The sequence below is a fragment of the Nocardia sp. NBC_00565 genome (assembly GCF_036345915.1).
Taxonomy (GTDB): Bacteria; Actinomycetota; Actinomycetes; order Mycobacteriales; family Mycobacteriaceae; genus Nocardia.
In genome coordinates this window covers 3,598,802-3,615,227 of the sequence record NZ_CP107785.1, presented here as the reverse complement: position 1 = coordinate 3,615,227, position 16,426 = coordinate 3,598,802, and the positions used below count along the sequence as shown (strand labels likewise).

General features: G+C 64.6%; 15 protein-coding genes. 9 read left to right on the top strand and 6 right to left on the bottom strand.

What is annotated here, in order from left to right:
- The first annotated feature begins 478 nt into the window (after nt 1-478).
- Complete coding sequence (locus OG874_RS17185; protein WP_330256144.1) at nt 479-2,488, top strand: APC family permease; 2,010 nt, start codon at nt 479-481, stop codon at nt 2,486-2,488.
- 141 nt (nt 2,489-2,629) lie between these two features.
- Here OG874_RS17185 and OG874_RS17180 read toward each other — a convergent pair whose 3' ends face one another.
- The gene (locus OG874_RS17180; RefSeq protein ID WP_330256143.1) at nt 2,630-2,779 is read right to left on the bottom strand and encodes a hypothetical protein; all 150 of its coding nucleotides are present in this window, start codon (nt 2,777-2,779) and stop codon (nt 2,630-2,632) included.
- Nucleotides 2,780-2,929: 150 nt separating this feature from the next.
- On the opposite strand from OG874_RS17180, the gene OG874_RS17175 reads away from it, so the two are divergent.
- The 6 genes from OG874_RS17175 (at nt 2,930) to OG874_RS17150 (ending at nt 6,110) form a co-directional block, all read left to right on the top strand.
- Nucleotides 2,930-3,502 carry an alpha/beta fold hydrolase gene (locus OG874_RS17175; protein ID WP_330256142.1) on the top strand — a complete coding sequence of 191 codons (573 nt, stop codon included), beginning with the start codon at nt 2,930-2,932 and terminating at the stop codon, nt 3,500-3,502.
- An 85-nt stretch (nt 3,503-3,587) separates the two neighbouring features.
- Nucleotides 3,588-3,809: a hypothetical protein gene (locus OG874_RS17170; RefSeq protein ID WP_330256141.1), complete on the top strand. Its 222-nt coding sequence runs from the start codon at nt 3,588-3,590 to the stop codon at nt 3,807-3,809.
- Nucleotides 3,810-3,842: 33 nt separating this feature from the next.
- The gene (locus OG874_RS17165) at nt 3,843-4,172 is read left to right on the top strand and encodes a PadR family transcriptional regulator (protein ID WP_330256140.1); all 330 of its coding nucleotides are present in this window, start codon (nt 3,843-3,845) and stop codon (nt 4,170-4,172) included.
- 2 nt (nt 4,173-4,174) lie between these two features.
- Nucleotides 4,175-4,543 (top strand): DUF1048 domain-containing protein, encoded by a 369-nt coding sequence (locus OG874_RS17160; RefSeq protein WP_330256139.1) that lies wholly within the window; start codon nt 4,175-4,177, stop codon nt 4,541-4,543.
- On the top strand, nt 4,540-5,352 hold the full coding sequence (locus OG874_RS17155) for an ABC transporter ATP-binding protein (protein WP_330256138.1): 813 nt from the start codon (nt 4,540-4,542) through the stop codon (nt 5,350-5,352). Before OG874_RS17160 ends, OG874_RS17155 begins: the two co-directional genes overlap by 4 nt.
- Nucleotides 5,349-6,110: an ABC transporter permease gene (locus OG874_RS17150; protein WP_330256137.1), complete on the top strand. Its 762-nt coding sequence runs from the start codon at nt 5,349-5,351 to the stop codon at nt 6,108-6,110. Before OG874_RS17155 ends, OG874_RS17150 begins: the two co-directional genes overlap by 4 nt.
- 358 nt (nt 6,111-6,468) lie before the next feature.
- On the opposite strand, the gene OG874_RS17145 is transcribed toward OG874_RS17150, so the two are convergent.
- A complete protein-coding gene (locus tag OG874_RS17145; RefSeq protein ID WP_330256136.1) occupies nt 6,469-6,957 on the bottom strand; it encodes a DUF6228 family protein in 489 nt (162 codons plus the stop codon).
- A 111-nt stretch (nt 6,958-7,068) separates the two neighbouring features.
- Complete coding sequence (locus OG874_RS17140; RefSeq protein WP_330256135.1) at nt 7,069-8,310, bottom strand: epoxide hydrolase family protein; 1,242 nt, start codon at nt 8,308-8,310, stop codon at nt 7,069-7,071.
- An 85-nt stretch (nt 8,311-8,395) separates the two neighbouring features.
- On the opposite strand from OG874_RS17140, the gene OG874_RS17135 reads away from it, so the two are divergent.
- A complete protein-coding gene (locus OG874_RS17135) occupies nt 8,396-8,833 on the top strand; it encodes a MarR family winged helix-turn-helix transcriptional regulator (RefSeq protein ID WP_330256134.1) in 438 nt (145 codons plus the stop codon).
- A 381-nt stretch (nt 8,834-9,214) separates the two neighbouring features.
- On the top strand, nt 9,215-9,781 hold the full coding sequence (locus tag OG874_RS17130; protein ID WP_330256133.1) for a dihydrofolate reductase family protein: 567 nt from the start codon (nt 9,215-9,217) through the stop codon (nt 9,779-9,781).
- Between the two features lie 609 nt (nt 9,782-10,390).
- Here the strand turns inward: OG874_RS17130 and OG874_RS17125 are convergent.
- The 3 genes from OG874_RS17125 to OG874_RS17115 all read right to left on the bottom strand — a co-directional run bounded on the left by OG874_RS17125 (nt 10,391) and on the right by OG874_RS17115 (nt 16,115).
- Nucleotides 10,391-12,991 (bottom strand): LuxR C-terminal-related transcriptional regulator, encoded by a 2,601-nt coding sequence (locus OG874_RS17125; RefSeq protein ID WP_330256132.1) that lies wholly within the window; start codon nt 12,989-12,991, stop codon nt 10,391-10,393.
- Between the two features lie 125 nt (nt 12,992-13,116).
- Nucleotides 13,117-14,241 carry a catalase family protein gene (locus OG874_RS17120; protein WP_330256131.1) on the bottom strand — a complete coding sequence of 375 codons (1,125 nt, stop codon included), beginning with the start codon at nt 14,239-14,241 and terminating at the stop codon, nt 13,117-13,119.
- Nucleotides 14,238-16,115 carry a peroxidase family protein gene (locus OG874_RS17115; RefSeq protein WP_330256130.1) on the bottom strand — a complete coding sequence of 626 codons (1,878 nt, stop codon included), beginning with the start codon at nt 16,113-16,115 and terminating at the stop codon, nt 14,238-14,240. Before OG874_RS17115 ends, OG874_RS17120 begins: the two co-directional genes overlap by 4 nt.
- Nucleotides 16,116-16,426: the final 311 nt, after the last annotated feature.

The window sequence follows — 16,426 nt, the reverse complement described above, 5'->3', positions numbered from 1 at the left end:
GCCGTTCCGTGGCGCCGTCTTGTCCTGGGACGAGGTCCCCGCAACATGGTCAGCACGGCGAGCAGGGTGCGGCCGAGATGTCCGAACCAGGTGACGGCGGCGACTAACACCAGCAACCCGAGTGCCAGCGATACCCGCCAGGCTGGTTGGCCCCTGTCGAACCGACCCTGCACGAGCGCCTTGTTGAGCGCTGCCGTCGCGGGCCGCCGCGGCGAGATAGCGCATGCCGTGCGCGCTGAGGATCTCCACGACGTGGCGGTGGTTCACCACCGCGCGCAGGCTCGTAAGGTCCGCGGGTCCGTCGTTCATCGAGGCGGCCTCCTCGTCGTGGCGTACATCAAATAGCGGAAAATAGCGGCACATTCACTGACTGGCCCGGTTCTTGATGCGATTTTGCGGATTTCCGCTAGTTTCTTTACGGAATCTCTACGGCACTGAGTAGGCCGAATTCCACGAGTCGGCCATAGGCTCGCTTATCGTGGTTTCACCGGTCGACGTGGTCAAGCGTCTTGTTCTCGGGCGCCCGTTTCGTAGTGACCGGCTCGGTGAGACGTTGCTGCCGAAGCGACTGGCGCTGCCGATCTTTGCCAGTGACCCCTTGTCGTCGGTGGCGTATGCGACGCAGGAGATTCTGCTCATCCTCACCTTGGGTGGGCTCGCCTACATCCATATGGCACCGTGGGTCGGCGGCGCGGTCGTCGTCCTGCTCGCGGTTGTCGTGCTGTCCTACCGGCAGGTCGTGCAGGCATATCCGTCCGGCGGCGGCTCCTATGAAGTAGTCGCGAAGAACCTGGGACCGATCCCAGGGTTGGTGGTGGCTGCGGCATTGCTGGTCGACTACGTGATGACCGTGGCGGTATCGATCGCGGCAGGAGTGGACAACATCATCTCCGCGGTGCCCGACCTGAATGCGCATCGAGTCGCGATCAATATCGGGTTCATCGCGTTGCTGACCGCGATGAACCTGCGCGGTGTACGGGAGTCGGGTCGCGCGTTCGCGGTGCCGACGTATGCGTTCGTCGCCGGGGTCATGCTCATGGTCGTCGTCGGTCTCGGCAAGGCGCTGTTCGGGGACGCACCGGTCGCCGAAAGCGCCCACTATGAGATCCGCGCCGAGCAGGTCGGCCTCAGCACCGCGGCGCTGGCCTTCCTGGTGTTGCGTGCGTTCTCCTCCGGATGTACCGCCCTGACCGGTGTCGAGGCAATCTCCAACGGTGTGCCCGCGTTCCGCAAACCCAAGGCGCTCAACGCGGCCCGCACGATGTCGGCGATGGGGCTCATCTCGATCGCGATGTTCTCCGGTGTGACCGCACTGGCCATGATCTCCCACACCCGTGTCACGGAGAACGCCTGCGATCTGATCGGCTTCCCCGGTGACTGCCACACCGATCCACAACGTACGGTGATCGCGCAGATCGCGGCGGCGGTATTCGGCGGCAACAGCATCGCCTTCTACTACCTCATGGTGATGACCGCGTTGATCCTGATCCTGGCGGCCAACACCGCCTACAACGGGTTCCCGCTGCTGAATTCGATTCTGGCGCAGGATCGGTACATGCCACGCCAGCTCCACACCCGCGGCGACCGGCTGGCATTCTCCAACGGCATCATCTTGCTCGCCGTCATCGCGGGGACGCTGATCTATGCCTTCGATGGTTCGGCGACCAGATTGATCCAGCTCTACATCGTCGGTGTGTTCACCTCGTTCACGTTGTGCCAGGCTGGCATGGTCCGGCACTGGAACCGCGAATTAGCCGACGCCACAACACCTGCCGAGCGCAGGCGTATCCACCAAGCGCGGGCGATCAACGCGTTCGGGGCCTGCTTCACCGGTGTCGTCCTCGTCGTCGTCATGATCACCAAATTCACCCACGGCGCGTACCTGGTTGTCATCGCAATCCCGGTCCTGGTCGTGCTGATGTACCTGATCCACCGCCACTACACGAGGGTTCGCGCCGAACTCACCGTCGAGGACGGCGACGAGGAAACACTGCCACCCCGGGTGCATGCGGTAGTGCTGGTATCGGGCTGGACCAAGGCGTCGCGGCGTGCCGTGCAGTTCGCGCGTGCCACCCGACCGGATACCCTCACCGCGATCACCGTCAACGTGGACGACGCCGAAACCCGCCTGCTGAGCCAGGATTGGGAGCGCCACAACGTGATCATTCCGCTGATAGTGGTCGAGTCGCCGTATCGCGAGATCACGCGCCCGGTCCTGGATTACACGAAACGCTTGCGTAAGGCCGGCCCCCGCGATGTCATCAGTATCTTCATCCCGGAATACGTCGTCGGCCGATGGTGGGAGAACCTGCTGCACAACCAGAGCTCGCTCCGATTGAAAGCCCGACTGCTGTTCGAACCGGGCGTGATGGTGACCAGCGTGCCATGGCAGTTGCAGTCCTCGAACCGGCGAGACCTGTCGCGCGAGGAGCACAGTCCCGGCGAAATACGAAGAGGCATAACGGGTTCGCATCCTGGCGGGGAGTAGTTGTCTCGACGTGCTGCTCTAGTTCTTCAAATACCCGACCGAAATCTCCGGGACGGAGGTCGCCTGAAACGTGCCGATCCACAGGTTCTTGACAATATCTCCCGCCTGGTGATCTGGTAGTGCACCGTCTCAGTGGTCGTGTCAGGTCGGTGACAGGGTGGTGTCAGGCCAGACGCTGATAGTTACTGGCATGACGAACAACAGCACTTCCTCGACCAGCTCGACCTGGACCGGCATGGTGTCGGTCGACGATACGGCCCTGGCCGTCACCGACACCGGCGGTTCCGGCATCCCGGTGGTCTACCTCAATGGCCAGTTCGCCACTCAGGGGTACTGGCGGAAGGTCATCGCCGAGCTTGGTCCCGGCTTTCGGCACATCACCTACGACGAGCGGGCCCGCGGCAAGAAGTCGAAGACCTCGGCCGACTATTCCTTCGAGGCGTGCGTGCGCGACGTCGATGCCGTTCTGGCGGCCAGGGGGTGGACCGGGTGCTGGTGGTGGGCTGGTCCTACGGGGCGTTCGTCGCGGCGCACTGGGCCAGCCGCAATCCTGACCGTGCCGTGGGCGCGGTCCTGGTCGAGGGCGCGCAGCCGTATGACTGGATGGACGAGGCCATGGAGGCGCGGATCCGGAAGCTGTTCAAGCGGTTGGGCTGGTTCACGCCGCTGCTGCGCCCGACGGGCCTGACCCCGCGGCTGAGCGCCGCGCAGCAGGCGGACTGCAACATCGAGCTCGGTTGGCTCGCCCGCGAGAGCGAGCTGGGTCCGGTGCTGGACAACATCGCTGTCCCGGCGCGGTATGTGGTTGCTTCGGGGTCGTCGTTCGGAAGCAAAGGTGATGAGCAGGAACGGATTCGCGCCGGCCTCGATGCGGTGACTGTCCGCAACCCGAACATCCAGATCAGCGCGAAGGTCGCCAGCAACCACGACCACATCCTGCGCAAGGACTTCCGCGCCGTCGCCGACGCCGCACGCGAGGTCGCCGCCCTCGACCAGGAGGTTTCGTCGATCTGAATACCCCGGGCACCAACCCGACCGCGTTCCACCATCGTCCGTTCAATTCGATTCAATCACAACAGATTTCAAGGAGCACATCACCATGTCCATCACCCTCACCGACCAGAACAAGACCACCCTGCGGACCGCCGCGTACGGCGCCGTCTCGCTGATGGCCGCCGCTGATGCCACCGGCTCGCCCCACAAGGCCGCCACCAACGGCAGCGCCGCCCTCTACACCACGAACCGAGATGGACGAACCGATGTCGGAATTCATGACAACCAGCTTGCGCCGCCACTATTCAGTGTTACTATCTACCAGTAGTCAGTAGCACTGAGTAGCGCAAGGAGGTGGTCCATGGGCAAGCAGATAACGGAAATGCTCAAGGGCACGTTGGAAGGCATCGTCCTCGCGATCTTGTTCGTGCGGCCCGCGTACGGCTACGAAATCACGGCGTGGCTGCGGGATCAGGGCTTCTCCGACATCGCCGAAGGCACCGTCTACGCCCTGCTCGTCAGGATCGAGAAAAGGGGCCTGGTCGACGTGGAGAAGGTCCCGTCGGAGAAGGGGCCGCCGCGCAAGGTGTATTCCCTCAACGCGCAGGGACAGGAATATCTCGACGAGTTCTGGAGGACCTGGAGCTTCCTCTCCGAACGGCTCGAACAGCTCCACGAAGGAGGCAAATAATCATGTTCATTGAAAAGGTGATCGGCGACATCGGCGACAAGCGGCGGTGGTGGCAGTACAAGGCGCGCGCGAAACAGCTTCCCGAGAGCTATCGCACGGCAGTCGATGCTTGCGAGCGGTACCTGAACTACTTCGGATCGGGTGGCGGCGTTTCGCTGTTCGAGGACCTTGTCGATCTGTTCGAGCAGAGCGCGGCGGACCGAACCCCGATCCGCGCGGTCGTCGGGGAGGACCCTGTGGAGTTCATCGAGGCGTTCGCCCGGAACTACCAGGAGGAGTCGTGGATCAACCGCGAACGGGAACGGCTGATCAGCGCCATCGACCGGGCAGCCGGAGAAGACACCGGAAATGAAGGCAGGGCCGGTCGATGACGACACGGCAAGCTCCGGCGATCCATGTGCAGGGTCTGGAGAAGTCCTACAAGGAGCTGCATGTGCTGCGCGGCGTGGACTTCGATGTGGCGCGGGGAAGCATTTTCGCATTGCTCGGCTCGAACGGGGCGGGCAAGACCACGGTCGTGAAAATCCTGTCCACGCTACTCGGTGCCGACGCGGGAACGGCAGGCGTCAACGGCTTCGACGTCGCCACGCAACCGGCGAACGTGCGGGAGTCCATCAGCCTCACCGGACAATTCGCCGCCGTCGACGAAATCCTCAGCGGGCGTGAGAATCTCGTGCTGATCGCCCACTTGCGGCGCTTGAAGGACCCGGGCCGGATCGCGGATGACCTGCTCGAGCGTTTTTCGCTGACCGACGCGGCCACGCGGAAGGTGTCGACGTATTCGGGTGGCATGCGCCGCCGCCTCGACATCGCCATGAGCCTCATCGGGAATCCGTCGGTCATCTTCCTCGACGAGCCCACGACCGGGCTCGACCCCCAGGCGCGCATCGAGGTGTGGCAGACCGTCAAGGAACTCGCCGAGCACGGCACCACGGTGCTGCTCACGACGCAGTATCTCGACGAGGCCGAACAACTCGCCGACCGGATCGCGATCCTGCACGAGGGCCGGATCATCGTGAACGGCACCCTCGCCGAACTCAAGCAACTCCTCCCGCCGGCCAAGGTCGAGTACGTCGAGAAGCAGCCGACCCTCGAGGACGTCTTCTTCGCCATCGTCGGTGACGAAGGCAAGGACGGCGATGCCGCAGCATCGGCACGGATGAGCAAGGAACAACGATGACCACGCATTTCTTCGGCGACACCGCATACCTGCTGGGACGATCCCTGCGCCACATCACACGCAGCGCGGACACCATCATCACGACCGCGATCACGCCGATCGCCATGATGCTGCTGTTCGTCTACGTGCTCGGCGGCGCGATCAACACAGGGACGGATTCGTATGTGACCTACCTGCTGCCCGGCATTCTGCTCATCACGATTGCTTCGGGCATCTCCTACACCGCATACCGGCTCTTCATGGATATGAGCAACGGCATCGTCGAGCGATTCCAGTCCATGCCGATCGCACGCTCGTCCATCCTGTGGGCGCACGTGCTGACCTCGCTGGTCGCCAACCTGATCTCGCTCGTGGTCGTCGTGCTCGTTGCCCTGCTCATGGGTTTCCGCTCCGGCGCGGGAGTATTGGCCTGGCTCGCGGTCGCCGCCATCCTGGGCCTGTTCACCCTGGCGCTGACGTGGCTCGCGGTCATCCCCGGTCTCACCGCGAAGTCCGTGGACGGCGCGGGCGCGTTCTCCTACCCGCTGGTATTCCTGCCGTTCATCAGCTCGGCATTCGTACCCACCGACTCCATGCCCGGCCCGGTACGCGCCTTCGCCGAACACCAACCGGTAACCTCCATCGTCAACACCATCCGCGACCTGTTCACACAGCAGCCGGTCGGCACCGGCATCTGGACCGCCCTGGCCTGGTGTGTCGGCATCCTCATCGTCGCCTACCTCTTCGCCATGAACACTTACCGCCGCAAGATCTCCTAACACCCACCGCAAGTCGGGTGGTGGTGTAGCGATGCGGGATCCGGCGTTAACGCGCTATAACAAGGAACTGGTCAAGGGCTGCCTGCGGGTGCCACTCAGCCGTCACAAGTGCTGTTGCGTTCGACAACCGGCGCCGCCCGAAAACGACCAGCTCACCGCCTACCGTGTTGGTACTCGCCACGGTCTCCGGCGTGAGTCAGGTAGGTGCGCCAACGGTTTCGAGCGATGGGCTGGCCGCCGACTTCCAGGATGCGATGACGCACGACTGCACAATCGTGTTCCAGCGGTCCTGATCATGATCGTGCTCGCCGTGCTGCTGCGCAGCTTCGTCGCGCCGTAGAAACGGTTGATCGGCGTTTCAACGTGTCGTGCCGGGGCTGAGCTCCCCTGGGGCAGGTGGGCCCAGGAACCGGTTGAGGTTCCTGGCAAGCTGCAGCATCTGTTCACCCGCCTCGAGTACAACGGTTGTCGAGGCCGTCCAGTTGCCGTCCTTTTGCCGCCACGGCGTGACTGTCCACGTCAGGCTTACATAGCCCCGAGAGGCGAAGACCGCCTCAACCCGTAGGTCGTGGTCCATGCTCTCCCAGACGCGGGCACCGTCCCAGCCAGTGAAGTTGCCAGCCAGGTCGTCGAAGAACCAGACCAGATCGCTCTCGCCCATAACGGTCAGTGTCACTTGGTGCACAGCGGCCAGTAGCCCGGGAGCCCCGATCTGAACGCACACCTGGATCGAGTCATCGCCCCAAGGGTCGACCCGGTTCCACAGCCGAGCCCACGTTCCGTCGCCCGGAGCGCCCAGGGATACTTCCGTGCCCTGGTCTGCTTCCTGGCCACAGTCGCACTCCATCACCGCATGTTATCCGCTATCCACGCTCCTCGGCCGGGTCCCGCCGACCGTGCCTTGACACGAGAGGGGAGCCATGAGCGGGTATTCGCCTGGTGCTGAGTTTGTTGCGTGTCAGCGCCGTCCCCGGAAGGTGCGGCGTAGGTCGCCGGTCCATTGGTCGGGGATTTCCCAGGGAATGAAGTGGCCGCCGTGGTCGTGGACGGTGAGGTTGACGTGGTTGTACCACGGGGCGCGGTCGCTGGCGCGGAAGTGTTCGACGCGTTGGGCGGTGCTGATGCCGGGTGGGTTCTCGTAGCCCACGAAGGTGATGCCGGTGGGGGCCTGCACGACCGGGAGACGGTCGTGGGAAGGCGTCCAGGGGTAGCGGTTGTGGTTGGCGTAGAGGCGTATCGAGGTGCCGATGGTGTTGGTGGCCCAGTAGATCGTGGCGTGCGTGAGGAGATCGTCTCTGCTGAACACGGTTTCGATGTCGCCGCCGTTGTCGCTCCATTTGAACCAACGTTCCAGGATCCATGCCAGCATGCCCGCCGGGGAATCGGACAGGGCGTGGGCGAGGGTGCTGGGGGCGAGGAGGTGTGCGGCCAGGTGGACGGCGAAACGCTTGTCCAGCTCCACGATTCGTGCGCGTACCTCGGCGGGCAGGCCGTCGGGAATCGGCAGTCCGCCGCTGAAGTCCCAGGCGCGATCGCCGTTGAACAGGGTGAGTTTCAGTCCGGATCCGATGTGGATGGCATACAACTCGTCGGCGTACTTGTGGCCGAGCTGCGCGGTGACCAGCGCGCCCACGTCGCAGCCGGCGGCACCGTATTTCTCGTAGCCCAGAACATCGGTCATGAGCGTGTGCCAGAGGTCGGCGACCTTCCAGAAGTTCACATCCGGGCGGTTCTCCAGCGGGCTGGAGAACCCGAAGCCGGGAAACGAGGGCACGATCACGTCGAACGCCTCGGCCGGATCACCGCCGTGCGCCCCCGGATCCGCCAGCAAGTCGGCGACCTTGGACCAGTGCCAGAACGTCCAGGGCCAGCCATGTGTCAGAATCAGTGGCGTCGGATCCGGACCGACGCCGGGCCTGCGCATGAAATGCACTGGTACACGGTCTATTTCGACCTTGAAATGCTGGTAGGTGTTGATCTCGGCTTCGGCTGCGCGCCAGTCGTATCCGCTGCGCCAGTAGTCCACGAGCTCCTGGAGATAGCTGTGAGGCACGCCGTAATACCAGTCTTCATTGCCGACATCGTCGGGCAGGCGGGTCAGATCCAGGCGCTGCCGCAGGTCGGTGAGCACGCTGTCGGGGACGTGAATCTTCGTCGGCGTCAAGGGGAACGGTCGGGCATCGTGGGTTCTGTCGCTCATCTGGCCTCCTGAGCCGTTTGGTGTCCCACTTTATATAAGTGGCTTATTTAAGCAACTTATATAAGTCCAGGATATAGTTGTTCGTGTGGACGACATCGACGATTTCGACGTGGACGCCTTCGCCGCGGTAATCGAGGACTTCAACCGCGTCTACATCCGCATCCCGGTACAGGAGAAGCTGCCGTTCACCACACTGTCGGTGCTCGACACCCTGGCTCACCGGGGCCCCGCGCGGCTGACCGATCTGACCGAGACCGAGCACCTGACCCAGCCGGGCATCACTCAACTCATCGCGCGCTTGGAGCGCGACGGGCTTGTGCTGCGCCGCCGTGACCCTGGCGATGGACGGGCCGTCATCGTGCACCTCACCGAGGCAGGCCGGCAGGTGCGGCAAACCCGCCACGACGACCGGGTCCGGTACCTGGTTCCGATGGTCTCCGAGTTGAGCCCCGCACACCGTCGGGCACTCGCCGCCGCGCTGCCCGCCCTCACCCGGCTCGCCCAGCTGGAGCGAGAGCGCTGACACGCAGGATCTACCCGGCGACCGACCGCTCGCTCATCGGCAATATCGGATGTTTTGAGCCGCAACGTGTCTCGTTCGCCGAACGCGCGATAGGCGGCTGTAGTGAGATCGCGGACGATCGCGGCGGCGGCGATCCGGATTTTTCGCAGCCGTTCACTTGTCACGCTTGGCGGATGTCGAGAACGTAGCGCTGGCTCCGTCCCAGGGACAGAGCGGCCATAACGAGCCGCGCGACGAAGGAGAATCACCGCTATGCGAAAGCTCATAGTCCAGCGGTGGGTTACCGTAGACAGCTCGCCGCGGAGGAAGACGGCGGACTGAGCTTCGTGTCGGGGGGAGCCCTTTTCCGATACCACCAACAGTGCGTTCAAGGACAGCGTGATGGGGGTCATCGACTCGGTCGACGCGATGATTCTCGGCGCGAATACCTACGCCCAGGCCAAGGACTACTGGCCGTACGCCGATGAACAGGGCGAGTACGGCGAGAAGCTCAACAACCTCACCAAGTTCGTCGCCTCGTCGAAACTGGATGACGCCCCCTGCGGCGACTTTCCCGCCGCGACCGTGACGCGCGACCCGGCCGCCACCATCCGGGAGCTCGAGGAGCAGAGCGGCAAGAACATCTGGCTGTGGGGGAGCTCGAGCCTCATGCACGCCCTGCTGGATGCCGGTCTCGTCGACGAAGTCCAGATGCGGGTCTGTCCCGGCGTCACGCGGCAAGGGACGGCGCACCAGCACCAACCGGCGGATGATCGAACTCATCGCTGTCGCGCTCCGAATCCAGGAAAGCGCCCGCCATTCCCACCCACGAGGAGTTGCCTGGGTCCTCCGCGACCACCAGGACCTGGTGCCCGCGACGGCTGTAGCGGGCTATGCGGGTTTCTCAGGCAGCAGCGTCCAATGCCGCTGCCTCGCACAGTGTTTCGAGGAACGCCGACCCGTCGGTGAGCAGCGCCTGTATCCGCAGTGCACGCAACCGCGCCTCATCACCAGGATGTGCCCGCCTCAGCGTCCACATCGGGCTGTCTCGGCTTGCGTTCACCACCGTGAACCGCGCCTTTCAATCACCGAAACACATTCTGCCGCAAGAGAATAGACAGACGCTCCAGCCTCACCCGAAGCAGAGCCGTCGCACACCGTCAGCTGGCAGCGACACCGTCGGCGGCCCGCGGCCTGGCGTGGCGCCGTTGGGGAGGACTTTGACTCGTTCACGGTCGCAACACGGCTCATCGACCGGGTAGCCGTTTGTGCCGACGGGGTCTGCGGGATCAGTGGGTTGGTACTGGGATGTGTGCGAATTTGTAGATGGGGTTTCAGGACTGACCATTGGGTAAGGGCTTGTATTCAACTGGTCTGTATTCTTCCGGATCACCTCGTTGAGTAGGGGCCGGTAGTTTGTGTAGCTTCGAGATCGTCGTGCTTCGAGCGCGGTTTCGCCCCATCGAGCGAACCTCCGTGTCCTCGACATCAGCACGTGCCACGTGGCTGTGATGCCATGACGTACCGGCGGGCAAACGCCTCCGAATCGCCGTCGCGGTTTCTCGCGACGCATGGCGGCTATCGTTTGACGTCGCCCCAGATCAGTTTGGCGAGTTGTTCGCGGTCGGCGGCGTCGAGTTTGGTGCAGGCCCGGTAGATGTGGCCCTCGACGGTGCGGACCGAGACACACAGCCGCTCGGCGATCTCACGGTTGGACAGTCCGCGCGCGATGAGGGCGGTGATCTCACGTTCGCGTTCGGTGATCGGCAAGGGGTGGGCAGCGGAGGCGATGGCGGGCGTGGTCGCTCCGTCGCACCGGGCTGCGAGGTCCAGGGCGCGGGCTGCGGCTTGCGCGCTGAGTCGGCGTTGTCCCGCGTGGTCGTGAATCGGTACCGCTTGCGCGGCAGCGTCTGCGGCCGCCAGTAGTAGTCCGGCGTTTTCGAACTCGACACTGACTGTGCAGAGCGCGTGCGTGTCGGAGTGTTGGAAGGCGGCGGCATGGCGTGCGTAGATCGCCACTACGGGCCCTTGTACACGGCTGGCGAGTGATGCCAGCCGTGGAGCGAGGGTACGGTCGCCGAATCGGATGGCGTGGTGCAGCGCTTCGGCTTCCAGCGCGTACTGGCCCGCAGTGTGAGCGATGTCGGCGGCCTTGCGAGCCAGTTCGACCGCAGAATGCTGACTGCCGGACCCGGCCGCCAGCCATGCGCGGGCGATCATGCGTTGCGGCTCGTGCAAGGCCAGGTGTGGTCCGGTATGTTCCTCGGCGTCTCCGATGACCCGTTCGGCTTGTCGGATATCGCCGAGCGCCGCGTAGGCACGGGCCAGAAATAGGCGCGCCGGCAGTTTCCACGGTAGTGAGGTTTCGGCGTTGAGTGCCGCCAGTGCCTGTTCGAGGGCGGTGATCGCCTCCCGGAAGCGGCCGCGGTACGTGGCTACGACACCGCCGGCGATTTTGGCGATCGCCCAGCCGAGAAACTGTGCGGCGGAGGAGAACTCGCTATATTCGTTGGCCCGCTGCTCGGCGAGGTCGAGTTCGCCGATGATAGTCAGTGCCAGCACGTCGCCGTAGCGCACCATCACCCGGATCATGCCGTCGGTGGCTTTCTGCTGGGCCTGGCTCCGGGCCGCTATCGGCGCGAAGTCTGCGCCGCGCCCGGCGACCGGCATCGCAAGGCCGAGGGCGAACGCCGCCCAGTCGATAGCTTGTTTCGGCGAGTTCGGGTCATCGAGCACACTTTCGGCGGCCTCGATACCGGCAGCGATCTTGTTCTCGTGTACCGCCATTGCCGCGTTCGCGGCATCGACGATCAGGTGCAGCGCGGGATGTTCGACGCGGTCGCCGAGCAGGTCCAATATTTCGTGGCCGCGTTCGACATCACCCAGGCACCAGAACAGCAGGCTGGCGCGCGGAATACCCCATTGGACGAGTTGAAGTTGATCGAGTCGATCGGGATCGAAGTCTGCGAGGATCTCGTCGGCTTCGAGCGGCCTGCCCTGCCACAGCAGGGCCCGCGAGAGCAGTTCGGCTGCGGGTAGCCCGCCGCCGCGGTCACAGGCGGCGCGCGCGAGGCGTTCGCCTAGCGGCAGGTTGGACAGGGCGACAGCGTCTTTGGCGGCGGTGATCAACAGTTCGTTGTCGATGGGCTGGCTACTGTCGACGCATAGTTGTGCCAATCGGATCCGGTGGGCGGCGGTGCTGAGATCCTTGTCGCGCAACATCTCGACGATGCGGCCCCGGCGCGTGCGTGCAGCGGCCGTGCCGATCCGTCGGCGCACTACCTCACCGAGTAGTGGGTGGCTGAACCGGGCACTGACGCACCAGCCGTCACGGCTGGTGCGGATAAGGCCGGCGATCTCGGCGGCATCGACGGCGTCCTCGCCGACGAGGTCGGTGAGGACGTCGATGTCGAGTGGCTCGTAGAGGGCCAGCATCTTCAGTGCGTCCAGGACCGGCTCGCTCACGCGGGCGAGCCGCCCGTCGAGCAGTGCGGCCATCCCGGAGGGCACCGCGGTCGGTCCTCGCAGTTGCCAGACCCCGTTGACTTCCGTCAGGGTGCCTGCCTCGACCGCACCTTCGACCATGTTGCGTAGGAACAGAGGGTTTCCACCCGAGGATTCCCACATGACGTCAGCGCTGAGGCCTTCGAGGATGCCGCTCAGGACCGTCTCGACGAGGCCGACGCACTGTTGTTTGGTCAGCGGCTTCAGTTCGAGACGTTCGAGGTAGCCGTCCTTCCACAACGATGTGACTGCGTCGGGGACGGGTTCACCGGTGCGGACGGTAGCCACGATGTGAGCGCTGCGGTCGACGGCGATCTGGTGCAGCAGGGTCGCAGAGAGTTTGTCGAGCAGATACGCGTCATCGACTCCTATCACGGTGCCTTGTTGGGCGAGAAGGTTTTCCCGCGCCGAGCACAGCAGAGCGATGGGATCGCGCGAGGCCGACGGGGCGATCCATGGCGCGAATACACCCAAGGGGATGGCCTGAGATGACTCGGTGCAAGCCGCCCACCGCACGGGAGAGTCAAGCGCCAAGGTGACGAGCCGGGCGAGGGTGGTCTTACCGACGCCGGCGGCACCGACCAGTACGACACCGCCGATGTCACTGCTCGTCAACGCTGTACGAACCGCCTCGTATTCGGCGGGGCGATCCAGCAGCTGCCAGCGGTCCCCCATGAGCAATAAGTGTAGATCTTGTCCGCCGCCGCGGCGACGAGTTTTCGCTGGCGAGCGCCCTGCGTCGGCGCGGGCCCAGTCTTGCGCCGGGTATGACCGGTGCGGGTGTCGGGGCGGTGCGGTGGTCATTGTGGAAGCTGGTCGGGCGTGGGTTCGAGGCGGGGGGCGTTGTTGACATTGTGGCGGTAGTTGCTGGATGCCTCGTACACGCGTTGTTTGAGCCGGTTGATCGATCCCAGTGGCCGGTGGGCGTCGAGGCCGCGCCAGGAGTTGAAGGACAGTACGTCGTCGCCGAACGCGCGTCGTTGCGGGGTGTAGGGGTCTTGGATGTCGAAGCGGATGGTAGCGACGGTGCGGTGTGGTGACTCGGTTTCGGGCCAGGCGACGGTGGCGTCCTCGATCGGCATGGTGTCCGGGTCGGTGCACAGCTGCACGCGAAGCTCATATGCGGCGCTGTGGGAGGCGAAGAAGTCGACGACCATGTCCTGGTGGGCGTTGATGCCCGCGTCGCGGCCCACCGGCTGGCCCTGCAATGCGCTGGCTTCCGGTGAGACCGGGATGTAGAGGAGTTTGGCGATGTAGTCGCCGTAGCGCAGAGGCGCCGAGGAGTAGAAGGTTTCGCCCAGGATGTGGGTGTTGGGTCGCACGAACACGTTCAGGTTGGGTGGCAGGGGATGTCCGATACGCCGCAACACGTGCTTGTCGAGCGCGGAAAGGATCGCGCTGCCCGTCCTCAGGACGGGGTCGGGCAGGCGGGCCAGCACCCACGCGGTGGGCATTCCCCGGGTGAGGTAGGCGTGGGCGTCGGCGAAGAGGAATTCACGGTGGGTGACCATGATGAAGTCCTGCGTGGTGGCCTCGTCGCCGGGCAGCACGCGTGGCCCGTCTACTTCGAGCACCTTGATTCCCAGGCCCCGCACGCCACGGAGCTGGTCGCTGCGGATCACGCCGGAGGTACTGGACAGCCGGGCGATGACGGGATAGGTGGCGGCGGTGGCGAACAGGCCCTGGGCCAGTTCGGGTGGCAGGTTGGGGTGGACGGTGAGTTCGCCGCGCAGGATGCCGTGGCTTTTGGCGTGCGCGTCGCGTAGGCCGTGTTTGTATTTGCGGTAGGCGCGTTCGTTGTTGCTCCGCAGCACCGTGATGATCTTGTCGATGTCCTGTTCTTCGTCGGGGCGCGGTTGTTCGAGGTCGTCTCGGTAGCGAAGGTAGGTGCGGGTGGTCGTGTGTGGTGCTGCCACGTCGGTCATCGCGGTCGTTTCCTTTCCTGCTCCTGCGGCGGGTCGACGCTGTGCCACGGCGCGAAGGGGTTGGTGACACCGTCGAGAGCGGGCGCCAAGGTGGGGAAGTGACGCAGCAGGACGCTGCGCATGGTGTTGTCGCGTACCCACGCCATACCGGCCTCGGTGTAGATCTCGGGCCGGAAGTCGGTGGTGAAGAACCGATCACCCGACAGCCGTCGCGAGGCCATCAGCACGAATACCCGGAATGCGGTGTCGCTGAAGCCGAATCCAGGTGGTTTGGGCTCGGCGTAGAGCCCGACCATGAGGTCGACACGTTCCACATCGCCATAGACCCGCTCGAGTTCACGCGCCCACCCCGGGTTGTCGGTCAATTCCTCGAACGAAGCGGCGGGTGGTAGGCGCAGCTGGCGGCGGAACTCGTTGTAGCGCGGCACTCCCCGTTCACGGACCCGCAAGATGTCCACGGTCGCGAGGTCCATCAGCGGGTGGCCGGGGCGAGCAAGTTTCTGTAGGTGGCCCGGATAGTTGTGCAGGGTCAGAGCACCGGGGTGGGCGCGGCCGAAGGAGTAGAACAATGCGTCCATGGATGTCTCGGCGAGGCGCTCGCGGATGTGGGCGACTTCTAGATCGGGGAAGGGGTGCTCGGCGAGGACACTGTCGTCAATCAGGCTGCGGACCACGAAGGTGTCGGGGATGAGGGGATGCATCCGGTACACGGCGACGAATTCCTCGGTCAGCGAGTAGGGGATCCCGTGGTCTGCTATGGCGGATCCGGGTATGCCGCACAGCACTTCGTTGCTGCTGAGCCGACCGAACCTGCGAGCGATCCGCTCACCGAGGACACCGAACCAGTTTGCGCGCATGGCAGCGATGGTGGTGGGGTGGGCGATGATGGCCGGTGTCCAGTCGATGGTGTGGATCTTGGCGATCAACGCCGAGTTGACCAGCCGTGCGGTGTCGTAGAGTTGCTGGTCGCTCATGTCCGGGTAGCGGCGGGTAAGGCGCTCGCAGATCGCGTTGTGTTCGCGCATGAACAGCGAATGCAGCAAAGCGAGTCCGACCCAGGCATTGGCCGCCGCACTGGACAGATCCAGCAGGCCCTCCACATCCAGCGGCGGTAGTCCCAGTTCGTCGACCTCGAGCCGCCCCTTCTCCCCGGTCCGTAGCGCTGCGGCGAATTTGGCTGTGCTGCCATAGATTTGGGAGGCATCCCACCAATGGGTGTCATCGGTCGTGTAGGTCGGTGGGCCGCCGGATTCAGGGCTGGGGACCGTGGGGGTGCGCGGGATTGTCATCGACGGCGCCGGCCACGGATCACGATCGGGCAGCAGAACCGTCCAGGGCTCGGTGTCGGCTTCGCCGTGGCTGAGCCAATCGTGGACCTCGAATTGAATCCAGGCCGCCGCCAATAGATTCAAGGTGGTCGCTGGCTGGAATCGGTCGCGGGTCAACAGATCCTGACTGATGAGCCTCGGGTTGGGTTCCAGTACCCGGTCGGAATCTTCCGGGTAGGTGTATTTCAGCGGGACGTTGCGCCCGAACCGGCAGCCGACTGAACCCACACGGGGCTCGTCGAGACTGTTGTAGGTCCCGTTGACGGTACGTGCACGCAGGTGTTCATCGACGGCAGACCCGTCAGTGGGCAGCGGCCCGGCCGGATGGGCACCGGTGTCGAAGAGATTCTCCGACCGCAGCCGACTGCGCAGGCCGACAAGGACAGCCAACCCCACCGGGGTGGGCAACCTGAACCAGCCGACGCCGCGGTCGAGCGCCTCGGCAACCGCCACCAACAAGCGGGCCACGGGCGACAGGCGACGGGCCGACCGAGGCGGCGGCGTAGCGGTCACCGGCGGCGGAATCATCGACTTTGCCCTGACCATCGAGAACCTCCAGTTGGCTGGCGCGAGCTGCGGCGCGCACAAGATCGAATCGAATGCCCAGTCTCCGGGGCGAGAAGACACCCCGTCGCGGGTAGTGGACTACTCCAAACACCGATAGCCACACCAGAAGTGCCAGTCCTGGGGGAGCGACGTATTCCGTAGCGACGACCTCCCCGCGCGGGCGCGCCGTTCGATTGCGAGCAACCCGGGCTGTTGCTCCCCGTATCGCTGTGACGCCGTCGACGTAATGCGGCAGCGGGTGCCGACGCCGAGCAATCGGGTAGCGCGGTACGCGCGCCGGTCCGCCCCGG

What these genes read in the sequence shown, in the direction of transcription:
- OG874_RS17140 (WP_330256135.1), bottom strand. Translation starts at nt 8,310, where the DNA reads ATGAGCGACAGAACCCACGATGCCCGACCGTTCCCCTTGACGCCGACG.
- OG874_RS17180 (WP_330256143.1), bottom strand. Translation starts at nt 2,779, where the DNA reads ATGCCGGAACCGCCGGTGTCGGTGACGGCCAGGGCCGTATCGTCGACC.
- OG874_RS17130 (WP_330256133.1), top strand. Translation starts at nt 9,215, where the DNA reads ATGGGGGTCATCGACTCGGTCGACGCGATGATTCTCGGCGCGAATACC.
- OG874_RS17165 (WP_330256140.1), top strand. Translation starts at nt 3,843, where the DNA reads ATGGGCAAGCAGATAACGGAAATGCTCAAGGGCACGTTGGAAGGCATC.
- OG874_RS17160 (WP_330256139.1), top strand. Translation starts at nt 4,175, where the DNA reads ATGTTCATTGAAAAGGTGATCGGCGACATCGGCGACAAGCGGCGGTGG.
- OG874_RS17150 (WP_330256137.1), top strand. Translation starts at nt 5,349, where the DNA reads ATGACCACGCATTTCTTCGGCGACACCGCATACCTGCTGGGACGATCC.
- OG874_RS17170 (WP_330256141.1), top strand. Translation starts at nt 3,588, where the DNA reads ATGTCCATCACCCTCACCGACCAGAACAAGACCACCCTGCGGACCGCC.
- OG874_RS17125 (WP_330256132.1), bottom strand. Translation starts at nt 12,991, where the DNA reads ATGGGGGACCGCTGGCAGCTGCTGGATCGCCCCGCCGAATACGAGGCG.
- OG874_RS17115 (WP_330256130.1), bottom strand. Translation starts at nt 16,115, where the DNA reads ATGGTCAGGGCAAAGTCGATGATTCCGCCGCCGGTGACCGCTACGCCG.
- OG874_RS17120 (WP_330256131.1), bottom strand. Translation starts at nt 14,241, where the DNA reads ATGACCGACGTGGCAGCACCACACACGACCACCCGCACCTACCTTCGC.
- OG874_RS17145 (WP_330256136.1), bottom strand. Translation starts at nt 6,957, where the DNA reads ATGGAGTGCGACTGTGGCCAGGAAGCAGACCAGGGCACGGAAGTATCC.
- OG874_RS17155 (WP_330256138.1), top strand. Translation starts at nt 4,540, where the DNA reads ATGACGACACGGCAAGCTCCGGCGATCCATGTGCAGGGTCTGGAGAAG.